The organism is Shimia sp. (assembly GCF_039969785.1).
Taxonomy (GTDB): Bacteria; Pseudomonadota; Alphaproteobacteria; order Rhodobacterales; family Rhodobacteraceae; genus Shimia.
In genome coordinates, this window is the sequence record NZ_JBDVNC010000008.1 from 1 (window position 1) to 20,414 (window position 20,414).

The 20,414-nt window shown below is 57.0% G+C and carries 20 protein-coding genes and 1 pseudogene; 14 read left to right on the forward strand and 7 right to left on the reverse strand.

Annotated elements, in window-relative coordinates:
• The 5 genes and pseudogenes from ABJI08_RS04450 to ABJI08_RS04470 form a co-directional block, all read left to right on the forward strand.
• Positions 1–361 (forward strand): annotated as a pseudogene (locus ABJI08_RS04450) (ABC transporter permease); the annotation flags it as partial.
• Positions 362–364: 3 nt separating this feature from the next.
• Positions 365–1,300 (forward strand): ABC transporter permease, encoded by a 936-nt coding sequence (locus ABJI08_RS04455; RefSeq protein ID WP_348400624.1) that lies wholly within the window; start codon positions 365–367, stop codon positions 1,298–1,300.
• Between the two features lie 23 nt (positions 1,301–1,323).
• Positions 1,324–2,004, forward strand: coding sequence for an SGNH/GDSL hydrolase family protein (locus ABJI08_RS04460; protein ID WP_348400625.1), 681 nt, complete (start codon positions 1,324–1,326; stop codon positions 2,002–2,004).
• 415 nt (positions 2,005–2,419) lie between these two features.
• On the forward strand, positions 2,420–4,036 hold the full coding sequence (locus ABJI08_RS04465) for a DUF4139 domain-containing protein (RefSeq protein ID WP_348400626.1): 1,617 nt from the start codon (positions 2,420–2,422) through the stop codon (positions 4,034–4,036).
• 401 nt (positions 4,037–4,437) lie between these two features.
• Positions 4,438–4,575, forward strand: coding sequence for a hypothetical protein (locus ABJI08_RS04470; protein WP_348400627.1), 138 nt, complete (start codon positions 4,438–4,440; stop codon positions 4,573–4,575).
• A gap of 77 nt (positions 4,576–4,652) precedes the next feature.
• On the opposite strand, the gene ABJI08_RS04475 is transcribed toward ABJI08_RS04470, so the two are convergent.
• On the reverse strand, positions 4,653–5,303 hold the full coding sequence (locus ABJI08_RS04475) for a carbonic anhydrase (protein ID WP_348400628.1): 651 nt from the start codon (positions 5,301–5,303) through the stop codon (positions 4,653–4,655).
• Between the two features lie 148 nt (positions 5,304–5,451).
• On the opposite strand from ABJI08_RS04475, the gene ABJI08_RS04480 reads away from it, so the two are divergent.
• The 4 genes from ABJI08_RS04480 to speB all read left to right on the forward strand — a co-directional run bounded on the left by ABJI08_RS04480 (position 5,452) and on the right by speB (position 9,108).
• A complete protein-coding gene (locus ABJI08_RS04480; RefSeq protein WP_348400629.1) occupies positions 5,452–5,829 on the forward strand; it encodes a hypothetical protein in 378 nt (125 codons plus the stop codon).
• Positions 5,830–5,897: 68 nt separating this feature from the next.
• The gene (locus ABJI08_RS04485; RefSeq protein WP_348400630.1) at positions 5,898–7,286 is read left to right on the forward strand and encodes a leucyl aminopeptidase family protein; all 1,389 of its coding nucleotides are present in this window, start codon (positions 5,898–5,900) and stop codon (positions 7,284–7,286) included.
• Positions 7,287–7,318: 32 nt separating this feature from the next.
• Positions 7,319–8,149 carry an NlpC/P60 family protein gene (locus ABJI08_RS04490; protein WP_348400631.1) on the forward strand — a complete coding sequence of 277 codons (831 nt, stop codon included), beginning with the start codon at positions 7,319–7,321 and terminating at the stop codon, positions 8,147–8,149.
• Entirely contained in the window at positions 8,146–9,108 is a 963-nt protein-coding gene (gene speB, locus ABJI08_RS04495) for an agmatinase (RefSeq protein ID WP_348400632.1), read from the forward strand. The genes ABJI08_RS04490 and speB overlap by 4 nt, the downstream gene beginning before the upstream one ends.
• Before the next feature lie 221 nt (positions 9,109–9,329).
• Here the strand turns inward: speB and ABJI08_RS04500 are convergent, their stop codons facing one another.
• Both ABJI08_RS04500 and ABJI08_RS04505 read right to left on the reverse strand, forming a co-directional pair.
• Entirely contained in the window at positions 9,330–9,677 is a 348-nt protein-coding gene (locus ABJI08_RS04500) for a DUF2794 domain-containing protein (RefSeq protein WP_348400633.1), read from the reverse strand.
• Positions 9,678–9,890: 213 nt separating this feature from the next.
• Positions 9,891–11,549, reverse strand: a complete 1,659-nt coding sequence (locus ABJI08_RS04505; RefSeq protein WP_348400682.1) for a DNA polymerase Y family protein — start codon at positions 11,547–11,549, stop codon at positions 9,891–9,893.
• 226 nt (positions 11,550–11,775) lie between these two features.
• On the opposite strand from ABJI08_RS04505, the gene ABJI08_RS04510 reads away from it, so the two are divergent.
• Entirely contained in the window at positions 11,776–12,216 is a 441-nt protein-coding gene (locus ABJI08_RS04510) for a cytochrome c (protein WP_348400634.1), read from the forward strand.
• On the opposite strand, the gene ABJI08_RS04515 is transcribed toward ABJI08_RS04510, so the two are convergent.
• Entirely contained in the window at positions 12,217–12,519 is a 303-nt protein-coding gene (locus ABJI08_RS04515) for an I78 family peptidase inhibitor (protein ID WP_348400635.1), read from the reverse strand. It lies immediately after the preceding gene.
• Between the two features lie 221 nt (positions 12,520–12,740).
• Between ABJI08_RS04515 and ABJI08_RS04520 the strand changes: the two genes are divergently transcribed.
• The 3 genes from ABJI08_RS04520 to ABJI08_RS04530 all read left to right on the forward strand — a co-directional run bounded on the left by ABJI08_RS04520 (position 12,741) and on the right by ABJI08_RS04530 (position 15,124).
• Complete coding sequence (locus ABJI08_RS04520) at positions 12,741–13,877, forward strand: S-(hydroxymethyl)glutathione dehydrogenase/class III alcohol dehydrogenase (protein WP_348400683.1); 1,137 nt, start codon at positions 12,741–12,743, stop codon at positions 13,875–13,877.
• A 72-nt stretch (positions 13,878–13,949) separates the two neighbouring features.
• A complete protein-coding gene (locus ABJI08_RS04525; RefSeq protein ID WP_348400636.1) occupies positions 13,950–14,663 on the forward strand; it encodes an NYN domain-containing protein in 714 nt (237 codons plus the stop codon).
• A gap of 152 nt (positions 14,664–14,815) precedes the next feature.
• Positions 14,816–15,124: an EthD family reductase gene (locus ABJI08_RS04530; RefSeq protein ID WP_348400637.1), complete on the forward strand. Its 309-nt coding sequence runs from the start codon at positions 14,816–14,818 to the stop codon at positions 15,122–15,124.
• On the opposite strand, the gene ABJI08_RS04535 is transcribed toward ABJI08_RS04530, so the two are convergent.
• A complete protein-coding gene (locus ABJI08_RS04535) occupies positions 15,125–16,198 on the reverse strand; it encodes an Mrp/NBP35 family ATP-binding protein (protein ID WP_348400638.1) in 1,074 nt (357 codons plus the stop codon). It lies immediately after the preceding gene.
• A 238-nt stretch (positions 16,199–16,436) separates the two neighbouring features.
• Here ABJI08_RS04535 and ABJI08_RS04540 point away from each other — a divergent pair, with 238 nt between their 5' ends.
• Complete coding sequence (locus ABJI08_RS04540; protein WP_348400639.1) at positions 16,437–16,652, forward strand: DUF1127 domain-containing protein; 216 nt, start codon at positions 16,437–16,439, stop codon at positions 16,650–16,652.
• A 501-nt stretch (positions 16,653–17,153) separates the two neighbouring features.
• On the opposite strand, the gene ABJI08_RS04545 is transcribed toward ABJI08_RS04540, so the two are convergent.
• Positions 17,154–17,783 carry a glutathione S-transferase gene (locus ABJI08_RS04545; protein ID WP_348400640.1) on the reverse strand — a complete coding sequence of 210 codons (630 nt, stop codon included), beginning with the start codon at positions 17,781–17,783 and terminating at the stop codon, positions 17,154–17,156.
• A gap of 63 nt (positions 17,784–17,846) precedes the next feature.
• Positions 17,847–20,285, reverse strand: a complete 2,439-nt coding sequence (locus ABJI08_RS04550) for a UvrD-helicase domain-containing protein (protein WP_348400641.1) — start codon at positions 20,283–20,285, stop codon at positions 17,847–17,849.
• Between the last annotated feature and the right edge of the window lie 129 nt (positions 20,286–20,414).

A 20,414-nucleotide genomic window follows, 5' to 3' on the forward strand; every position in this document is an offset into this window, starting at 1 on the left:
AACGGATACGGCACATAACTATGGGTTGCCTGATCAGCGCAATATCACATTGGCCTATGTCTTAAGTGCGGTATTCGCGGCGTTCGCCGGTATCTTTGTGGCCGGGCGTATTGGCTCTGGCGATCCGAACGTTGGCACACAGTTTGCGCTGGACTCCATCACCGCTGTCGCCATCGGTGGCACGCACTTATCCGGCGGTGTGGGTGGTCTGCACGGCACCATCCTTGGTGCAGTTTTGATGGCGTTGCTCGCCAACGGTATGAATCTCGCTAACCTATCGGCCTTTTTGCAAGGTGCGATCAAAGGCGCGATTTTGCTGACGGTCGTCGCGTTGCAATCACGTAAAAAGATGGGGCTGTAGCCGATGACCGCCCTGAAACGTACACTCAGCCTTCCACCGGCATATTTTGTTTTTACCGCACTTCTTGTGACGCTGTGGATCACCAAACCGCAATTGATGAACCTTAATGTGCTTGGCATCTTTGTGCGCCAGGTCGCCCCACTTGGGATACTTGTGTTGGGTCAACTGCTGGTGATGCGCGTACGGTCGATTGACCTTTCCGGTGCCGGCGTGCTGCTGCTGATCAACTATATGATTGCGTCCGGGCTGTTGAACGGTGTTCCGCTGTCGCTGGTTCTTCTCCTGTCGCTTGGCATTGGCAGTTTGATTGGCCTGTTCAACGGTTATCTCGTGGCCAAACGCAAGGTATCAGCGGTGATCGCGACCCTTGCGGTCACCGTGATCATCGCGGGTTTTGTGCAGTTTCTTGCCAGCGGCAAGCCGCCGGGAAACATGCCCGAGCTGATGAACAGTACCTACAAACTGAAGTGGGGGCCGCTGCCGCTGCCGGTTTTGTTGTGGATCGCCCTGACTGGGTTGATGGCGGTGTTTTTGTCACGCTTCGTCTTTGGGCGTTTCATCATGGCCGTCGGTGAGAATCCAACGGCCTCCCATTTTGCGGGCGTCCCTGTCGAGCGCACTGTTCTCATTGCACACGTGATTGCCGGGCTCTTCGCAGGCATGGCAGCGCTGGTGCAGTCCGCTTCCGTAGCTGTTGGCAGCTTACGGTTAGGGCTGGAAATGCCAATTGACGCTGTCGCCGCAACCATTCTTGGCGGCGTCATATTCGGGCGCGGCGATGGTGGCGTCTGGGGACCATTCTTTGGGGTTTTGTGCTTCGCATTGCTGTTCGTCGTCATGACCAGCTTTGGCGTGCCGGAACCCGGCAAACAGATCGCACGCGGCTTAATCATTCTCTTGGCTGCGATTTTCTACGGTCTGCACGCCAAGAACACTTAACGAACGATTGAAAGGACCCACCCATGACCGAGAAACGCATTATGTGCTTTGGCGACTCCCTGACTTGGGGATGGGTGCCAGTTATCGAAGGCGTCCCGACAACACGCTATCCAGCAGACGTGCGTTGGACAGGCGTGATGCAAAGGGAATTGGGTGAAAGCTACGTTGTGATCGAAGAAGGTCTCAGCGCACGCACCACTTCGCTAACTGATCCAACAGACCCGCGTCTTGATGGAAGCGCATACCTTCCTTCTGCACTTGCGAGCCACTTCCCGCTTGATCTTGTCATCATCATGTTGGGCACAAACGATACCAAAGCCTACTTCCACCGCACGCCCTTTGAGGTAGCTGCGGGTATGTCGAAACTGGTTGGGCAGGTGCTGACTTCGGCCGGTGGCGTTGGAACGATATACCCGGCTCCCCAAGTCCTGATTCTTGCGCCACCGCCACTCACGCCAATGCCACACGCCTATTTCCAGTCGCTCTTTGGAGGCGCACACGAAAAATCAAACACGTTCAGCAAGCACTATGCTGACTTGGCGGACTTCATGAAGGTCGAATTCTTCGATGCGGGAAGCGTGATTTCAACAGATGGAGTAGACGGTATTCACTTCACTGAGAAGAACAATTCTGAACTTGGACAAGCGCTTGCTGAGAAAGTCCGTGATTTCCTCGGTGCAGGATCATTAAATGCGCCCGCCTGAATATATGTGCATCCAGGTTGGACCAGTCAGATCGTCTAAATCAAATATTGGAAACCGACATTCAATGACCCCTTCCGCGACTTGAGCTGCGATGCAGAAAGAAATTCGCCGCCATACAGAGCGATGCTGCATCAGCGAGGTACGAAAACCCAATGTCGGCGAAGTCCGCGCTGTGTAGATCGAAGGCAAGACCTTGAAGGTACGGTCCTGGTCAAAAATGCTTGACGTTTGGATCAGTATTGCGTGACGCAATGACGGCGTGGATTTAGGAAATCGTCGTGCATCGGGTCAACGGCTCGTGACGTTCCAAACACATCCGACGCCCACGGGCCATTTCCCGCCGCCCAAAATTCCCAACCTTGTTTTGCCAGACCTGTGCGACCATCCTGACCGGGTCCGACCCGAAAGGTGACCAATGCTCAAAGCTCTGACCGCCCTTGCCCTGCTGCCCACAGCCCTGATTGGTGAAACTATTCCCATCGACGCCCCGGTCACATCGGCCGTGCTTTATGCCAATGGTGCCACGCTAACCCGCGCCGTATCCTTCACCGCACCTGCTGGTCATCATGACCTGCTCATTACCGGCCTGCCCGCCTCGCTTGATCCGGCGTCGGTGCGCGTAGCCATTGATGGCGCCAGTCTGGGCAGCGTCATCGTGCGCCAGAACCGGGTTTTGCCATCTGACCTGACCGATAGCTCCGAGCTGATAACTGCCAAGAACGAAGTAGACCGGCTCGAAGCTGAGGTTCTGCGCATTCAGGACTCGCGCAATGACATTCTCATGCGCGCGCAGGCCGCCAATGCCCGCCTGACCTATCTGGCAACGCTTAGTGCCGGGTCTGACATTGCGCCGTCTCCCGAAACGCTTCAGGCCACGCTTGACCTGATCAGCGCCCAGACCCTCGCCGCACATCAGGAAGCCGCCGCCGCGCAGCGCGAAGCACGCATGTTTGCCAAGGCGCTCGAAAAGCTCAAGGAGGCCCTGGAAAAGGCACACCAGACCGTGATCGCGCTCACTCCGTCCCATGGCAACGGCGCCATGTTGTCAGTGGCCGTTTCCACAGAACACCCCACCAGCGGCACGCTGACCCTGACCCATCTGGTGCATCAGGCAGGCTGGCAACCGGTGTATGATCTGCACCTCACCCATGGCGACTCCAGCGAACTTACGGTCAGACGCGGCGCGCTGGTTGGACAAAACACCGGCGAAGACTGGAGCGATGTTGCACTGACTCTGTCCACAAGCCGCCCCAACGACCAAACCCGCCCCAGCAACCTGAACCCGGACCTGCGCTGGATCACAGACCGCAACGATCACGGACGGCGCAGCGAAAAGGCCGGCGCCGACTATGTCATGGCCGAGCCCGCACCGGCCCCCATAATCGAAGAGATTGCTTCGCTTGGGTTCGCGGACGGCATCACGGCAACCTATGCCTATCCAACCGACGTTTCGATCACGTCACAGGCTGATTTCCTACGCCTGTCACTGGACACGCTTTCAACCCCACCTCAGGTATTTGCACTCGCCAACCCCTTGCGCGACGAGACCGCGTATCTCATGGCCTCGATCATCAACGACACTGGCGAATTGCTGCTGCCCTCACATGAGGCCAGCTTTTACCTGAACGGCCAGTTTATCAGCCGGGGCGCGCTGCCATTGATTGCTGCCGGGGACGAAATTGACCTGTCCTTTGGGCCCATAAACGGTCTGCGCCTGTCTCATACACTAAGAGATCGCGAATCCGGCGATACCGGCGTTCTGACATCGCGCAACGAACAACGCGAAACTCATGAGTTCAGCATCCGGAACCTGACCGACCGGTCTTGGGATATGCGCATTTTGGGGCATGTTCCTTATTCAGAACAGGAAGACCTTGAGGTGACGTGGCAATCCAACCCGCACCCGGATGTCACCAACTACAAAGACAGGCGTGGCATTCTCGCGTGGCACCATACATTGGGCGCTGACGAAACGTTGGACATCACCCTGTCACACCACCTGAAATGGCCAAAAGACATGGTTCTGCGCTGAGTTTCATTAACCAAACAACCATATTTTCACCATTTTACACCCACGAATTGCCGGAACGCTGCCATAATCGGAACACGAAGCGCCCGTATCACACTTGGCACGCCGACCAGTATTCCCCTCAATTTGGGGTCGGTCGGCAAGCCCGTGCACAGTGTCGGGCAGAGGGGCAGAATTTGCTCAGGGTCCGCTGACATGCGTCGCGGCGAATGGGTGATCCTGCGACAATAGAATATGCAAGGGGGCTCTCCAACCATCGGTTGCGAGGTTCGAAACGCTGTGTTTCCTAAATCCCGCCTCAATTCCGCCTTTCCGCCACAATTCGCGCCACTTCCGCCGCATTCCGGGGGCACAGTGGTATCAGTCATAAAGACCAGGGCAATAACGATAAACTGGAGGCTAACATGCCAAAGCGGATCTACAAGGACAACACCATGGAAAATGCCAACATCGAGTTCAAATCGCTTGCTGAAAAAGCCCGCGAACGCCGTCTGCGCGCTCTTATGGCCAGCAACCGGGAACTGTCCAATATCTTCGTCTGATCCACATCAGACAACCATTTCAGGATACAGCCCGCCCCATGGCGGGCTGCCTCATTTTCAAGGCTTAAATTCCAAAATCAGACCCCGGCAAACGTGCCGATCTTACTGTCATAGGCCTCCAGCCCACCTTCAGCGATGTTGTGCCACAAGCCGTGCATGCTCAGATCACCATTGGCGACACGCTCTTTGACAAACGGAAATGTCATCAGATTTTCCAGCGATACAAGCACTGCCCGTTTTTCAAAGGCCTGCGCCTGTTCCAAGCTGTCATCGATATGCGCCACATCGTCATAACCCGGGCGCAACACATCCATCCAGCGTCCGACAAAGCTGTCTTTGCTCTCCAGATGCGGTGCATTTCCTTTACACATGTCCAGACATCCCTGAACGCCGCCACATTGCGAATGTCCCAAAACCACCAGATGCGCCACTTTCAATGCCGTCACCGCGTATTCCACAGCCGCTGACGTGCCGTGCTGTGCCCCATCCGGTTTGTACGGCGGCACCAGATTCGCAATATTCCGGTGAATGAAAAACTCACCCTGATCCGCTCCAAATATGGACGTGACATGCACACGGCTGTCGCAGCAAGAGATAATCATGGCTCGGGGATGTTGCCCCTGCGCGCCCAGATGACGGTACCAGCTTACATTCTCAGCATACGAGGTCGCCTTCCATCCCTTGTACCTTTGAACCAGGTAAGATGGCAGCGGCTTTACCTTATCCATGTCTTCTCCCTTTCTGAAATCTCCGTGGAGATAGGTCTGTTTTAAACCAATTTCGAGAGGAATGGAGGTCGCGTATCAACTTTTTGAGAAGTATTTGCCCGCAATCTCGCAAGTGGTGTGGGTAGAACTGAGAACTAGGGGTGAGACATTGACACTTGTTGCAATCCTGCAACCGACCGAGGATGTCTCGGTCGATCAGGACGAACTTGCGCGCATTTACATACAGATGGACGGCGCAGCAGATGAAATGGTGGCGCAATCCATCGAAGAACTGGCTCTGCGCCTGCCGCATGCAGAGCTTCTGTATCAACGACAACAGCATGACGAGCTAAAGAAATGCGTGACCGGCATTGCGACCATCGCGGCGCGAATCGGCATGTCGGTGCTGGCGCGCGTTGGCACAGATGTGGCGCAGTGTTGCGACACGGGCGATCCGGCTGCACTTCCCGCAACCCTGTCGCGCATGATCCGTGTCGGAGAAGGCGCGCTGCACGAAATCTGGGAACTTCAGGAGCTGCCAATCTGAACGGGCTTGCAGGCAGCGGCACACCGGCTAACCTGTGTTGTGGTACAAAACCCATCCAAGAGGCCCGCATGTCCCTGACCTTCGCCCCGACAGACGCCAACGCAATCCCCCTCCATGTATTTGACAAGGGTGATTTTGACGTCTGGTTGAACGCGCAATCTCAAACGCTCAGGAATTGGGTGTCCGCCTGTGGGTTCACACCTGCATTTGGGAAATCTGTCCTGATCCCGGACGAGACCGGAACACCCGTCATGGCGCTGGCAGGGTACGGCGACGAAACCGCGCGAGCCCGCACCCGGTTTCCGCTGGCCGCCATTGCCGCGTCACTGCCTGCTGGCACCTATGCACTGGCCAATGATCTGCCTGATGGAGACCTCGAAACCGAATGCCTTGGCTGGTTACTCGCCTGTTATGCCTTTGACCGGTATACTAAAAAATCCGGCGCGACTGCCAGATTGGTCTGTCCTGCAAGCGTTAACGCGCAACAGGTCGAAGCCATTGCCGCCGCCGAGGCGCTGACCCGCGATCTGATCAACACACCCGCCTCAGACATGGGCCCTGCTGATCTGGAAACGGCTGCCCGCGAGCTTGCGCAGGCACATAATTGCAGGGTCACAGTCACCACCGGCGCGGATTTGCTCGCTGAAAACTTCCCGATGATTCACGCCGTAGGCCGCGCCGCCCCCGCATCGCGTGCCCCCCGCCTGATTGACATGCGCTGGGGGCAATCCGGCCCCAGCCTGACATTAGTCGGCAAGGGTGTTTGCTTTGATACTGGCGGGCTAAATCTCAAACCCGGCGCATCCATGGGGCTTATGAAAAAAGACATGGGAGGCGCCGCCACGGTTCTGGGTCTGGCGCAAATGATCATGTCGCTGAACCTGCCGCTTAAGTTACGCGTACTTATCCCGGCAGTCGAAAACGCCGTCTCGGGCGACAGCTTTCGACCCGGCGACATCCTGACATCACGTCAGGGTATGACTGTTGAGATCAACAATACCGACGCCGAAGGCCGTCTGGTTTTGGCCGACGCATTGGCGCTGGCCTCTGAGGAAAACCCTGACCTGCTGATATCCATGGCAACACTGACCGGCGCAGCCCGCGTCGCGGTTGGCCCGGACCTCGCGCCATTTTTCACAGACGATCCCGCGTTTTCCGGGGCGCTGGAACAAGCCGCAACTGACGTTTCTGACCCGGTCTGGCGGCTGCCATTCTGGACGCCGTATGACAAGATGATCGAACCCGGCATTGCCGATCTCGACAACGCACCCGCCGGCGGATTTGGCGGCGCAATCACCGCCGCCCTGTTCCTGCGCCGATTTGCGGCCGGTCAGCGCTATGCCCATTTTGACATTTACGGCTGGAACCCCGCCCCCGCCCCGGCACGTCCCAAGGGCGGTGTCGGCATGGGTGCGCGTGCCATTCTCGCAGCCCTGCCCCGGGCGTTGAACCTTTGACCGACCGTCGCCTGTTTCGCAGCAACGGACGCGTGGCCCATGTCTCGCTGCGCGGCAAAATTAGCGCGGACACTTTCGTAGAAGGTGAGCTTTATCGGGTCGAAGCAGTTGTTGCGGATTTGCGCAGCACCCCGGATGGCGGTCGTGACCGGCAACTTTTGCGCGGAGAACAGTTTCGCGCGCTCACTGTCGAAAACGGAATGGCCTTCGGCTTTGCCGAAAAGGACGGGTATGTCGGCTGGGTCGACAGCGCGGCACTGGTCGGTCATCCGGACGATGAAATAACCCATGTTGTCTCCGCGCCGCGAAGCTATGCAAAAACCTCATCCGGGCTAAAGACGATGGGGCATGTCACGCCTCTGCCCCATGGCGCTCAACTTGCGTCCTTGGAGTCAAAAGACGGCTGGACAAAACTGGCCTGGTCGCGCGGCACCATCCCAAGGAATTTGTTTGTGCCAAGCAATCACATTCGTCCCATAGACAGCTTGGAAACCGACCCCATCACGGTTGCTGAGCGTTTTCTTGGAACCCCTTACTTGTGGGGCGGAAATTCCTCATTTGGCATCGACTGTTCCGGCCTCGTTCAGGCGGCGTTGTTGGCCTGTGGCATTTCTTGCCCCGGCGACAGCGACATGCAGGAATCAGCCTTTCCGACGGCAAAACTGCCTTATCAAAGGGGCGACCTGTTGTTTTGGAAAGGCCACGTCGCGATGGTTTGCACGCCCGACATGCTGATCCACGCCAACGCCCATCACATGGCGGTCGCTTATGAGGCGATCCCGGACGCCATCGCGCGCATCGCCCAACAAGGCGACGGTCCGGTAACGGCGCACACCCACCCTCAACAGGAGAGCCCAAAATGACTGACCCGTTTTTTCATCCGGTGTCGGGAATGGATCTGCCCCGTTTTGCCGGGGTGCCCAGTTTCATGCGCCTGCCGGTGCTCTTGCCGGACAATCCCCGCCGCGCCGAAGTGCAGATTGGCCTGATTGGTGTTCCCTGGGACAGCGGCACCACCAACCGACCGGGCCCACGCCACGGACCACGGCAGTTGCGCGACAGCTCGACTATGATTCGCGCGGAAAATGGCGCAACCGGCGTGCGCCCGTTTGAGCTGGTTAATTGTGCCGATCTTGGTGATGTCGGCCCCAATCCGGCAGACATTCCAGACAGCATGGCCCGTATCACGGCCTTCTATAACGACGTAAAAGCCGAGAATATCCTGCCCCTCACGGCCGGGGGCGATCATTTGTCTTCATTGCCGATCCTGCGCTCTCTGGCGGCAGAAACACCTCTGGGCATGGTGCATTTTGACAGCCACACGGACCTGTATCACAGCTACTTTGATGGCACGATGTACACCCACGGCACCCCATTTCGCCGCGCCATCGAAGAAGGGCTGCTTGATCCAAAACGCGTGGTACAGATTGGTATCCGCGGCACGACGTATGACAGAGAAGACACGGACTTTGCCAGCAGCGTTGGTATTCGCATCATTCGGATCGAAGAGTTCTTTGAACGTGGCGTTTCGGATGTGATGGCCGAAGCGCGCGAGATTGTCGGCGCCGGGGCGACTTATCTGTCCTATGACATCGATTTTGTCGACCCGACTTTCGCCCCGGGCACCGGCACTCCGGAAGTGGGCGGTCCGACCTCATTTCAGGCGCTTCAGGTCGTGCGGGAACTGGATGGGGTGAACATCGTTGGCGCAGATCTGGTCGAAGTCTCACCGCCATTCGACCAATCCGGCGGCACAGCTTTCCTCGGGGCATCTGTGATGTTTGAAATTCTCTGCGTCATGGCCAATCGTCTCGGATCGTAATCCAGCGGCGCGCCCTGTCGGGCGCACAGGATGAGCACTGACGTGCGATTTGGCGCCCAGAGATAACACCGCGCCAGATTTCTGCGCTTTGCAATGTGTGAAAGGTCGTCATTTGACCTGATTATGCGTGGGAGAATTGGCCGAAAGGCCAAGAGGGGGCTTTGCCCCCTTAACAGCACGCATGTGCGAAACCTGTGCGCCCGACAGGGCGCGCCGCTGGATCAGTCTACGCTTCGGATCAGTTTGCGTTCTAAGACGCGCAAAACCGTTCTCAGATCATGCCCGCGTTTCAGAACCTGCCCATCAAGACCAATCACCGCATACATACCTTGCCGATTACGCAATTTTGGTCGCTTCTCGATCCGGTACAACGGATGCTCTGCCGTGCGTCGAAATACCGAAAACACCGCCACCTCTTTGAGCAGCGAAATACCATAGTCGCGCCATTCACCCGCCGCCACCATACGCCCGTATAATGACAGGATCACATTCAGCTCGGTACGGTGAAAAGCCACTTGCTGTGGCGTCTGCGGGCCAGTGTTCAGCGGAATAGGCGGTTGGGCATTCATACCCCCAGAGTTGCCGTGTTTTTTAGATAAATCAAGCCTGCCTCTGTTTTGCCTCAGTTTAATCTGCAAATGGCCTCCGAGCGATCCTTTTTCTGCCGCAGCTAAGGGGCATCTTAGTCTCATAGCGAAACTTAAACGCTACCTTCGGCGGCGCGGCGTTATTGCCCCCACCCAGTCCGCGCCGCCGGGGGCCCATTTTTTCAGACATCCTGTTCAGTCAAACGCTCCGTGGCAAAACCAGCCTGCGGACATCGTGCTGCCATGTGCATAATAAAGCCACAGCCGCTCGCCGGTTGCACAGGTGACACGCCAGTAATCACGCACCCCGCTACGCCAGTCAGCCTCCTCCAACCACCATTCCGGCGCGATTCGCTCTGGCCCCCGGGCCGTGACCCACTCCATATCGCGCCCACGCCAGCGGAAAGGCGTTGTCAGACGCGGCGTATCGGGCGCCTGAACCGGTTCCGGGCGCCATAAAAGCACCGGACGCGCCACCGACACATCCGGCCACGCGGCCTGCCACGGCTCGGACCAGGCCGCATATAATGACTGTGCCCCTTTTTCCGGGATATGGCTTGAAGCCGGATGGCGCCGTGTGATCTGCTCCAGCCCGATCCGCGCCCCGATCCGCCCGATCAGGTCATCCAGCACATGGCCCGCTGCCAGCCGGTCTGCCACCGCGCGCCCCGCTTCCAGATGTCCCGCGGCGCGACGGTTGTGCAATGTCTCGGCGCGAATCGCCTCAATCCGCAACATATCAATGCCAAATCCGGCATCGATCTCGTCCAGTTTCATCCGCAACAAAGGCCGGATACGTTCCGGATCATCCGACGCCCGCGCCAGCCCGACATCCACCCATTGCATGGTCTGGTCAGCCCGAAACACCTGTAACCGCACCACCCGCGCGCCCTGCCCCCGCTCCTTCAACCGGTCACACAAGGGCGGCAACAACCGCTCGATTGCCGCCAACAGATCCGACTGAAGCCCAATCGGTTCAGGCAAGGTCATGCGCACAGCAAAAAGCGGCCTTGGCGTGGCCGGACTAACCGGTTCGGGCACGCTGCCCAACGCCTGATCCAGCCGCAAAACCAGTCCTTTGCCAAAACGGCGCGCCAACCCGGCGCGCGGCTGCCCGGACAGATCCCCGATCCGTCGCAAGCCCAGCCGGGCCAGCTCCGCCTGCGTGTCGCGTTCCAGCCGTAACCCGGCCACCGGCAAATCCGCCAACGCGCCATGGGTCTGCCCCGGCGGCGCAATCCGCCCCACCCGCGCTGGCCCGGCCTGTTTCTGTGGTGGGGTCCCGCCGCGGGTCCAATGCCGCCGTTTAACCGCACGCGTCCGGGTCGCCGGCGCCTCCTGGTCAATGTCATCACCGCTGCGATGCGCCGCCCCCGGCTGGGCCGCAAACCGCGCCAGCGCCCAAGCCGCACCCAACGTATCAGCAATGCCCCCCCGCACCGTCAGCCCCAGATCGGTGCAATCCTGTGCCACCGCATCCAGCACCCCCTCTTCTCCACCAAACAGATGTGCGCATCCTGTCAGATCAAGCATCAGCGCATTGGGCGCCTCTTGCGCCACCCATGGCGAAAACTTACCCGCCCAGCGCCGGATTGCGGTCAGAAACGCCGCCTCGCCCTGTATATTCTGCAACCGTGTAATCAGCCCCGGACACACCGCCTGTGCATCGCGCAACGGCTGGCCCAGCTCCAACCCCGCGTCTTCTGCCTGCACATTCAGCGAGGAAATCACCTGCATCTGACCCGTATCGCGCAGCACCGCCAAAGGCGCGTCAAATGTGCCCCGTTCCATACGGATCAGACGTTCGGCCCCCAGACGCGGGAACCACAAAGACAGAATACGGCGGTTTGGCATGATCACTCACATCGGGCAGCAGACAGAGGCAGGCGCTTGAAAAATCCATATGTTCATGAATTGTTCTCATTCAAATTAGCCTGATTCCCCCCCCCTGTCGAGACACCTCAACCACCTCCGGAATGCCGCCCATCCGCTCAAACAGCGACGGTTCGCTTATCGTCAAACTTCGATCTTTGAGATCACGTGTTTCTAAAGCTAAGATGCAGAAAAATCGGAGAATGGCGTGACCTGGCGAACAAAAACCTGTGTGATCATTGCGACCCTGGCGGCCACAGCGGCCGTTGCGCATAATGGCGTGAAAGACGCCGATGTCATGGCCCGCATGAACGCAATGAGCGCCATCGGCAAGGCCACAAAGACCCTTGGCGACATGGCGCGCGGCAAAACACCATTGCATCAGGCCAAGGCCCGAATGGCGCGCGATACAATCAGCCTGAACGCGGCCAAAATCCCCGACCTGTTTGAATCTCAGGCCACCGACCCAAAATCCGAAGCCCTGCCCGCAATATGGGACAACTGGGGTGATTTCACCGGACGCGCCGACACGATGAAAGACGCCGCCTTGTCACTGGATTTCACCGACAAGGCCGCCCTTGCAACCACGATCCGGGATTTGGGTGCCACCTGTGGCGGATGCCACAAACGCTACCGGGTCGAAAAGTAATCAGCCGCACCAGGCACGGGTAATCACGTCCCGCTCGCTGTGTTCCACATTCAGGCGCGCAGGCAGATATTCAGTTGTCACAATGGCACCGGGTGCTATCACACGTGTCTTTTCAGGAATCTCGATTGTGTCCAGCACGCTCAACGGTCGCCCAACCAGCCCTGCGAAAACGTCTTCCTTACAACTGGACGCGCCCACCAGCGGCAGATCCGGATCAATCACCGCCGTGTTTTCAACAGCGTCAGGTTCGGAACATCCGGCCAGCAGCACCAGGGAAATTACAGCAAAGAGAATCGGGCGCATGGCGGCTCCTTAAAGCGAATGCAAAAATCAAATAATCCGCGCCAGTTTGACCGTGCTGCCAACTGCGCGCAACCTCATGTCACGCTTCCCGGAAAATAATTCTTGAAACTGAGGCGGGATCAGGTCGAAATCGTCAGCACTTAAGCCTGCCAACAAGGTTGCAATGACCGTGGCTTTCCACCACGGTTCCGGCAAAACAGTTCAAGGAGGATCGCATAATGATGCGCACACGTGCCGCCGTTGCCATGGAAGCTGGCAAACCACTCAAAGTCATGGAAGTGAACCTCGAAGGTCCCAAGGCCGGCGAAGTTCTGATCGAGGTTAAGGCCACCGGGATTTGCCATACTGACGAATTCACTCTGTCCGGTGCAGACCCAGAAGGATTGTTCCCGTCGATCCTCGGCCATGAAGGCGCCGGGGTAGTAATGGAAGTCGGCGAAGGCGTGACCACGTTGAAACCCGGCGACCACGTGATTCCGCTTTACACGCCGGAATGCCGCGAATGTCATTCCTGCCTGTCAGGCAAAACCAATCTCTGCACCGCAATCCGCGGAACCCAGGGCCAGGGCCTGATGCCCGACGGCACAACCCGGTTCTCGATGCTCGATGGCACCCCGATCTTTCACTACATGGGCTGCTCGACCTTCGCCAATCACACCGTTCTGCCCGAAATCGCGCTGGCCAAAGTGCGCGATGACGCACCATTCGACAAGATCTGTTACATCGGCTGCGGCGTGACCACAGGTATTGGTGCGGTGATCAATACGGCCGGGGTCGAAATCGGATCGTCAGCGGCGGTGTTTGGTCTGGGTGGCATCGGTCTCAACGTGATCCAGGGCCTGCGCATGGCCGGTGCGGATATGATCATCGGGGTCGATCTGAACGACGGCAAAGCCGACATGGCCCGCAAATTCGGCATGACCCACTTTGTGAACCCGTCCAATCTGCCCGAAGGCCAGTCTGTGACCGAGGCAATCGTTGAAATGTCCAAAACCGAAAAGGACCAGTTTGGCGGCGTCGACTATTCGTTTGACGCAACGGGCAACGTTCAGGTCATGCGTGATGCGCTGGAATGTTCGCACCGGGGTTGGGGCGTCTCTGTCATCATCGGGGTCGCACCCGCCGGTGCCGAAATCAGCACCCGCCCTTTCCAGCTGGTCACAGGCCGCGTCTGGAAAGGCACAGCTTTTGGCGGCGCAAAGGGACGCACGGATGTTCCCAAAATCGTCGACTGGTATATGGACGGCAAAATCGAGATCGATCCGATGATCACGCACAAACTCTCTTTGGATGACATCAACGAAGGTTTCGACCTGATGCACGCGGGTAAATCAATCCGCGCTGTGGTGGAATTCTGATCCCGCTCTGATTTTTTGCTCAGACATCAAGGCGCGCTCATTTTAGCGCGCCTTCCAAGACGAAAAACCCTTATGCCTAAACGAGACCGCCCGCTTTATGCCGTCCTGATCGACGCCGATAATATCCCCGCCAGATATGCGGGGCCAATGCTCAAAGAAATTGCCTCGTTTGGGGAACCCGCCTTGCGCCGGGTTTATGGAGACTGGTCAGCCAATCAGCTTAAGGGTTGGGCAGAGGCCGCGCGCACTTTTGGGCTGGTGACCCATCAGGAAACCGCCAACACAAGTCGGAAAAACGCGACAGATATTGGCATGGTCATAGATGCTATGGATATTTTGCATACGGGTCGGTTTGATGGGTTTGTATTGATCAGTTCGGACAGTGATTTTACGGCATTGGCGAACCGCATTCGCGAACAAGGGCTAGAGGTCATTGGTATCGGAGAAGCCAAAACAAATGCGGCCCTTCGAAGTGTCTGTAATCGATTTATTATTGCTGAAAATCTGGTCGAAGAACTCGCACCGGAAAACAAGAAATCGGAAACCAAAAGCAGCAAGAGACCTCCATCTGATGCTATTCCTTTGATCATCTCAGCCATGGAACAGATAGAGCAAGATGACGACTGGTATCCCCTTTCGCAAATCGGCTCCAAGATAATGGCAACGCACTCCGATTTTGACACCCGCACTTACGGAAAACAAAAGCTCAGCGAACTGGTCAAGGGGCTAAAACAATTCGAAACCCGCAAGACTAATAATCAGCTTCAGGTCCGCCGATCAGACTGACGCAATGCCGACGTGATACCGACGCAATGCCGAACCGTTTTTTGGGCCACGTCTCGACCAGTGTACAAAAATTTAAAGGGAAAAATAAATGCCCGTTAAGGCTCAAAAACTCTACACTCACCTCAGGACTATTAACAAAAGGACACGCGAACATGGCCGTTTCACTACAAGTTATCTATCCCGTTGGCGCCGATACTACCTTTGATTTTGACTATTACCTCGGCACCCATTTCGATTTGGTCGGGGAACATATGGGCCCGCATATTGCAGGCACCGTCGTGACCAAAGGTGTCGCCGGCGGCCCCGATGTAGCCGCCGGATATCACGCCATCGCCACCATCACCTTTGCCGATCAGGACGCCTTTAATGCGGCCATGGCGGCATCAGGTCCGGTCATGGCAGACGTGCCGAATTTCACCAATGCGCAACCCGACGTCCTTATTGGCGAAGTCGTAGGCTGATCAGGCCATACCGCCGCGCACAAGCCCCTCGGCCATACGCGCATAGGCTTTGGCCATCTCACTATCCCCGGCGGCGATGGGGGTGCCTCCATCGCCAGCCAACCGGGTATCAAGATCAATTGGCAAGTTGCCCAATAACGGAACGCCCATCTTTTTGGCTTCGGCGGCAACACCACCCTGGCCAAAGATTTGGCTTTCATGGCCGCAGTTCGGACAGTGGAAAACGCTCATGTTTTCAATGAGCCCCAGCACGGGTGTCTTGAGCTGATCAAACATGCCCAGCGCCTTGCGTGCATCCAGCAAAGCAACGTCTTGCGGGGTGGAAACAACAATCGCGCCGGTCAATTCCGTCTTTTGGCACAAGGTTAACTGCACATCTCCTGTGCCCGGTGGCAGGTCAACAATCAGAACGTCCAAATTGCCCCACTGCACCTGTGTCAACATTTGCTGCAGCGCGCCCATAAGCATTGGTCCGCGCCAGACAACCGGTTTGTCCTCTTCCAACATAAAGCCCAGCGACATGATCGTCACCCCATGCGCATGCAGCGGCAGGATGGTTTTTCCGTCCGGGGACGCGGGCCGTTTGTTCACGCCCATCATACGGGGTTGCGAAGGTCCGTAGATGTCAGCGTCCAGCAGCCCGACTTTGCGCCCCTGCCGCGCCAAAGCCACCGCGAGGTTTGACGACACTGTTGATTTGCCAACACCACCCTTGCCGGACCCAATCGCAAGAATGCGATCCACACCTGCAACCTTCATTGGGCCTTGCTGTGGTTTCGGGTGGCCGCCAATTTTCAGATTGGGCGCAGGTTTTGGCGCCGCTGCTGTATCATGCGCCGTCAGAACAACACTGACTGAGGACACGCCGTCCATCTTCGCAACCAAAGATTCGGCAGCCTTGCGCAAAGGTTCCATGTGACGCGCAATCGCCGCCGAAGGGGCTTCAATCACAAAACGCACGCGCCCGTCTTCTATGGTCAGCGCACGCACCATGTCACGAGAGACCAGATCGCCCCCGTCAGGAAGCTCAAGACGGCGCAGGTTTTCCAGAATCACCGATTGTTGGACACTCATTTAGCTCTCCACTTTCTGCGACTGCAAAATAACTCGCGCATTGATAACTTGGATGATTTTTCACTTCTTACCGTATTTTACTCAATGTCGCCAACAAAATAGGCAACTCAGCTTGACCCTACGTCCCTATTCGCGCAGCGCATAGCGGCTTTGCAAAGCCTTCCATTGTGCACCTGCAGCATTGGCCTATATGGTTTGTATCAACGACGAACAGAAACGCACTACAAAAGGAAACGAAATGGCATACGCAGCAAATCAAAACGCAGTTGCACCGGCAATCGGCCGCAGCCTTTCGACAATTTACAACGAACTGGTCGCACGCTTTCAGCGCAACCGCAAGTTCCGTCAGACCTTTAACGAGCTCAACACTCTGTCTGATGCCGAGCTGGCTGACCTGGGCCTGAACCGTTCGATGATCCGCCGTGTTGCTCTTGAGGCAACCAGCGAACACTAAGAAAGAATTCGAAAAGCCTTTCCTCCCTCTGGCTTTTCAAACCTGCGACGATATCTACCTCCTCCCTGATGTCGTCGTAGCGGAACACGGGCCCTAAGGCCCAACGAAATCAAGGCGGCCCTCTCCTCCTCCCTGGGGCGTCTTGAGACTAGAGCGGCGACACCTCTCCTCCTCCCTGGTGTCGTCGCACCAGAAATTCGGGCCTCAAGGTCCAACGGAATCAAGGTGCCCCTCTCCTCCTCCCTGGGTCATCTTGAGACTAGAGCGACGGCACCTCTCCTCCTCCCTGGTGTCGTCGCACCAGAATTCGGACGAAACGTCCAACGAAATCAAGATGTTCCGCTCCTCCCTGGGACGTCTTGAGAAAAGAGCGGCGGCACCTCTCCTCCTCCCTGGTGCTGCCGCACCAAATTATCGGAATCAAGGCGTTCTCCTCCTCCCTGGGCGTCTTGTGACAAAGAACGGCGGCGCGCCTCCTCCCTTGCGCCGCCGTTTCTTTTTTCAGAGTTTGGCGCTGGGACGTTCCTGCATTCGAGCAAACCAATCCCGTGCAGCTGGATGGTCTTCAGGAAGTTTTTTGCGAACGACGCGCGCGAAATCACAAAACACAAACGCAGTGATATCGGCAAAGGTCATGCGGCCAGACGCCAGATATGGACTTTCCTGCAAACGTTTCTCCAGCAACGCAAAAAACACGGCCACTCTGGCAAGCCCACGTACGCCGAGTTCGGGAATTTGTTCATAGTTGTCCGGCCCGGGAATCGCCCGGCCCTTCATCGCCGGATGAGTATTTCTCAGAGCTTCGGCAATTGCCGCGCCGCCCTGCGTTTCGCCAATGGCATTCCACATCTGCACCGACGCTTTTTCTTCGGCGCCTTCCCCCATCAGTGGAGGATCTGGAAACACCTCCTCCAGATAGGTTGCGATGGCGATGTTTTCGCCCAGGACCTGCCCACCTTTGGTGATAAATGTTGGCACAGTGGCGCGCGGGTTGATCGCCAGAAACGCGGGCGAAAGCTGTTCTGCTTTGCTCAGATCGATATTGCGGGTCTCAATTTCGATGCCTTTCTCGGCGATAAACATCCGGGCCCGGCGCGGACTTGGCGCAGTGCTGCAATCGTAAAAAATCATGGTATCCTCCTGTCCTGAAGCACTCAGAACGGGAAGAAAGGTCTTGTCAATCTGAACCGAAGGTCAAAATGGAATGTCATCCGAAGCGGTCACGAATTGGGCAACCACCTTCTTTTCACCTGCTTTTTCGAAATTCACGTTCAGCTTGTCACCTTCGATATTCGAAATGACCCCGTATCCAAATTTCTGATGGAACACACGGTCTCCCACTGAAAAACTCGACACGGCTTGCAGGTCGATCACAGTATTCCGGTTTTCGCGCGGTTGGCTGGTGCCGTATTGCCCCGCCCGCGACTGCATCCGCTTCCAGCCGGGTGAATTATACCCATCTGCCCGCGCTGCCCTTTCCTCGATCGATGAGGCAACCGGTTTTGCGGCGCTGGCGGCTCCGTATCCACCACCATAAAGCCCCGGCGGCGTCAGCACCTCGACGTGTTCATCCGGCAATTCGTCAATAAACCGGGATGGCATCTGAGATTGCCATTGTCCGAAAACCCGCCGGTTGCCAGCAAACGAAATGGTGCATAATTCTTCGGCGCGCGTGATACCGACATAGGCCAGACGCCGCTCTTCTTCGAGCCCCTTAAGGCCACTTTCATCCATCGATCTTTGAGACGGGAACAACCCGTCTTCCCAGCCGGGCAAAAACACCGACGGGAACTCCAGCCCTTTGGCCGCGTGCAGGGTCATGATGCTGACTTTTTGCTCTGAATCGTCGCTTTCATTGTCCATGATCAGGCTGACATGTTCCAAAAACCCTTGCAGATTTTCAAACTGTTCCAATGCCTTGACCAATTCCTTGAGGTTCTCCAGCCGCCCCGGCGCCTCGGGCGTTTTGTCGTTCTGCCACATGGCGGTATAGCCGCTTTCGTCCAGAACGACCTGCGCCAGCTCCACATGCGACAGCTCGGGCTGACCGTCCTGAAACCGGGTTGCCTGAACCGAGTTTTCATCATCAAGAACAGCATCCCCATCCAAAGGCACCTCAATCTGGGGAACGGCGCCCTGACGCCGCCATCGCGCCAGACCGTCAAGCAAGATGGCCAGTTCTTTGGCACCCTTGCCGCCGATGCCTTTTTCTTCAATCAGGATATGCGCGCCTTCAACAAGGCTCACCCCATTTTCGCGCGCACAGGTCTGGATTTTCTGCTGGGCCACATTGCCCAGACCACGTTTGGGCGTATTGACGATGCGCTCAAAGGCCAGATCGTCATCCGGGCTGACCACCAGCCGGAAATACGCCATGGCATCGCGAATCTCCATCCGTTCATAGAATCGCGGCCCGCCGATTACCCGGTAAGGCATTCCAATCGTTAGGAAACGGTCCTCAAAGGCACGCATCTGGTGGCTGGCCCGGACAAGAATGGCCATTTGATCCAGCCCGAAGTCCCGCAAGCCGCGCGTGCCCTTTTGCAGCGCTTCAATCTCTTCACCGATCCAGCGCGCTTCTTCTTCGCCGTCCCAGTGACCGATCAGACGCACCTTTTCTCCGTCTTCGGCTTGCGTCCACAGCGTTTTGCCGAGCCGCCCTTCGTTGCCTTTGATCACGTTTGAAGCCGCCGCCAGAATATGCGGGGTCGAGCGATAGTTCTGCTCTAGTCGCACCACATAGGCGCCCGGAAAGTCCTTTTCGAACCTCAGGATATTGCCCACTTCGGCCCCGCGCCAACCATAGATCGACTGGTCGTCATCGCCCACGCAACAGATGTTTTTGTGCCCACCCGCCAGCAAGCGCAGCCACAGATACTGGGCAACGTTGGTATCCTGATATTCGTCCACCAGCACATAGCGGAACCAACGCTGATAGCGTTCCAGAACATCCGCGTGTTTCTGAAAAATCGTAACGACATGCAGCAGCAGGTCGCCAAAATCCACGGCGTTCAATTCTTTCAGACGTGTCTGATACTGCGCATAAAGCTCGCCGCCTTGGTGGTTATAGGCACCATGATCCGCAGAAGGCAGGTTTTCAGGGGTCAGAGCCCGGTTCTTCCAGCCATCAATCAAATGCGCCAACTGACGGGCCGGCCAGCGTTTGTCGTCAATATTCGCCGCCTTCACCAGTTGTTTGAGCAATCGCAACTGGTCATCTGTGTCCAGAATGGTGAAGTTTGACTTTAGCCCGACAAGTTCGGCATGGCGGCGCAACAGCTTTACGCAAATCGCGTGAAATGTCCCCAGCCACGGCATGCCTTCTATGGAATGCCCCAACATACGGCCAACGCGATTCTTCATTTCGCGGGCCGCTTTGTTAGTAAAGGTCACCGCCAGAATCTCGTTGGGTTGCGCCCGACCAGTGTTCAGCAAATGCACAATCCGCGACGTCAGCGCCTTGGTTTTGCCGGTGCCCGCACCTGCAAGCATCAAAACCGGGCCGTCCAGCTTTTCCACCGCCTCGCGTTGGGCCGGGTTCAGGTCGTCAAGATATGGCGTCGGACGCGCTGCCATGGCCCGCGCCGATAAAGAAGCCCCTTCAAAGGCATCGAATTCGTCAAAACTGCTCATGGCGCCAGATTACTCTTTTCGGTCCGCAAGGAAAAGACACGTTCTTATTCTGTTCTTCTGCATTCATATTTATGACCACCGACCTGCCTGACTGCGTTCAAGTGCTGGACTTTCCCTTGGTAATTTTTG

Coding starts and splice junctions, on each gene's coding strand:
- ABJI08_RS04455 (WP_348400624.1), top strand. CDS start 365: ATGACCGCCCTGAAACGTACACTCAGCCTTCCACCGGCATATTTTGTT.
- ABJI08_RS04460 (WP_348400625.1), top strand. CDS start 1,324: ATGACCGAGAAACGCATTATGTGCTTTGGCGACTCCCTGACTTGGGGA.
- ABJI08_RS04465 (WP_348400626.1), top strand. CDS start 2,420: ATGCTCAAAGCTCTGACCGCCCTTGCCCTGCTGCCCACAGCCCTGATT.
- ABJI08_RS04470 (WP_348400627.1), top strand. CDS start 4,438: ATGCCAAAGCGGATCTACAAGGACAACACCATGGAAAATGCCAACATC.
- ABJI08_RS04475 (WP_348400628.1), bottom strand. CDS start 5,303: ATGGATAAGGTAAAGCCGCTGCCATCTTACCTGGTTCAAAGGTACAAG.
- ABJI08_RS04485 (WP_348400630.1), top strand. CDS start 5,898: ATGTCCCTGACCTTCGCCCCGACAGACGCCAACGCAATCCCCCTCCAT.
- speB (WP_348400632.1), top strand. CDS start 8,146: ATGACTGACCCGTTTTTTCATCCGGTGTCGGGAATGGATCTGCCCCGT.
- ABJI08_RS04500 (WP_348400633.1), bottom strand. CDS start 9,677: ATGAATGCCCAACCGCCTATTCCGCTGAACACTGGCCCGCAGACGCCA.
- ABJI08_RS04505 (WP_348400682.1), bottom strand. CDS start 11,549: ATGCCAAACCGCCGTATTCTGTCTTTGTGGTTCCCGCGTCTGGGGGCC.
- ABJI08_RS04515 (WP_348400635.1), bottom strand. CDS start 12,519: ATGCGCCCGATTCTCTTTGCTGTAATTTCCCTGGTGCTGCTGGCCGGA.
- ABJI08_RS04520 (WP_348400683.1), top strand. CDS start 12,741: ATGCGCACACGTGCCGCCGTTGCCATGGAAGCTGGCAAACCACTCAAA.
- ABJI08_RS04525 (WP_348400636.1), top strand. CDS start 13,950: ATGCCTAAACGAGACCGCCCGCTTTATGCCGTCCTGATCGACGCCGAT.
- ABJI08_RS04530 (WP_348400637.1), top strand. CDS start 14,816: ATGGCCGTTTCACTACAAGTTATCTATCCCGTTGGCGCCGATACTACC.
- ABJI08_RS04535 (WP_348400638.1), bottom strand. CDS start 16,198: ATGAGTGTCCAACAATCGGTGATTCTGGAAAACCTGCGCCGTCTTGAG.
- ABJI08_RS04540 (WP_348400639.1), top strand. CDS start 16,437: ATGGCATACGCAGCAAATCAAAACGCAGTTGCACCGGCAATCGGCCGC.
- ABJI08_RS04545 (WP_348400640.1), bottom strand. CDS start 17,783: ATGATTTTTTACGATTGCAGCACTGCGCCAAGTCCGCGCCGGGCCCGG.
- ABJI08_RS04550 (WP_348400641.1), bottom strand. CDS start 20,285: ATGAGCAGTTTTGACGAATTCGATGCCTTTGAAGGGGCTTCTTTATCG.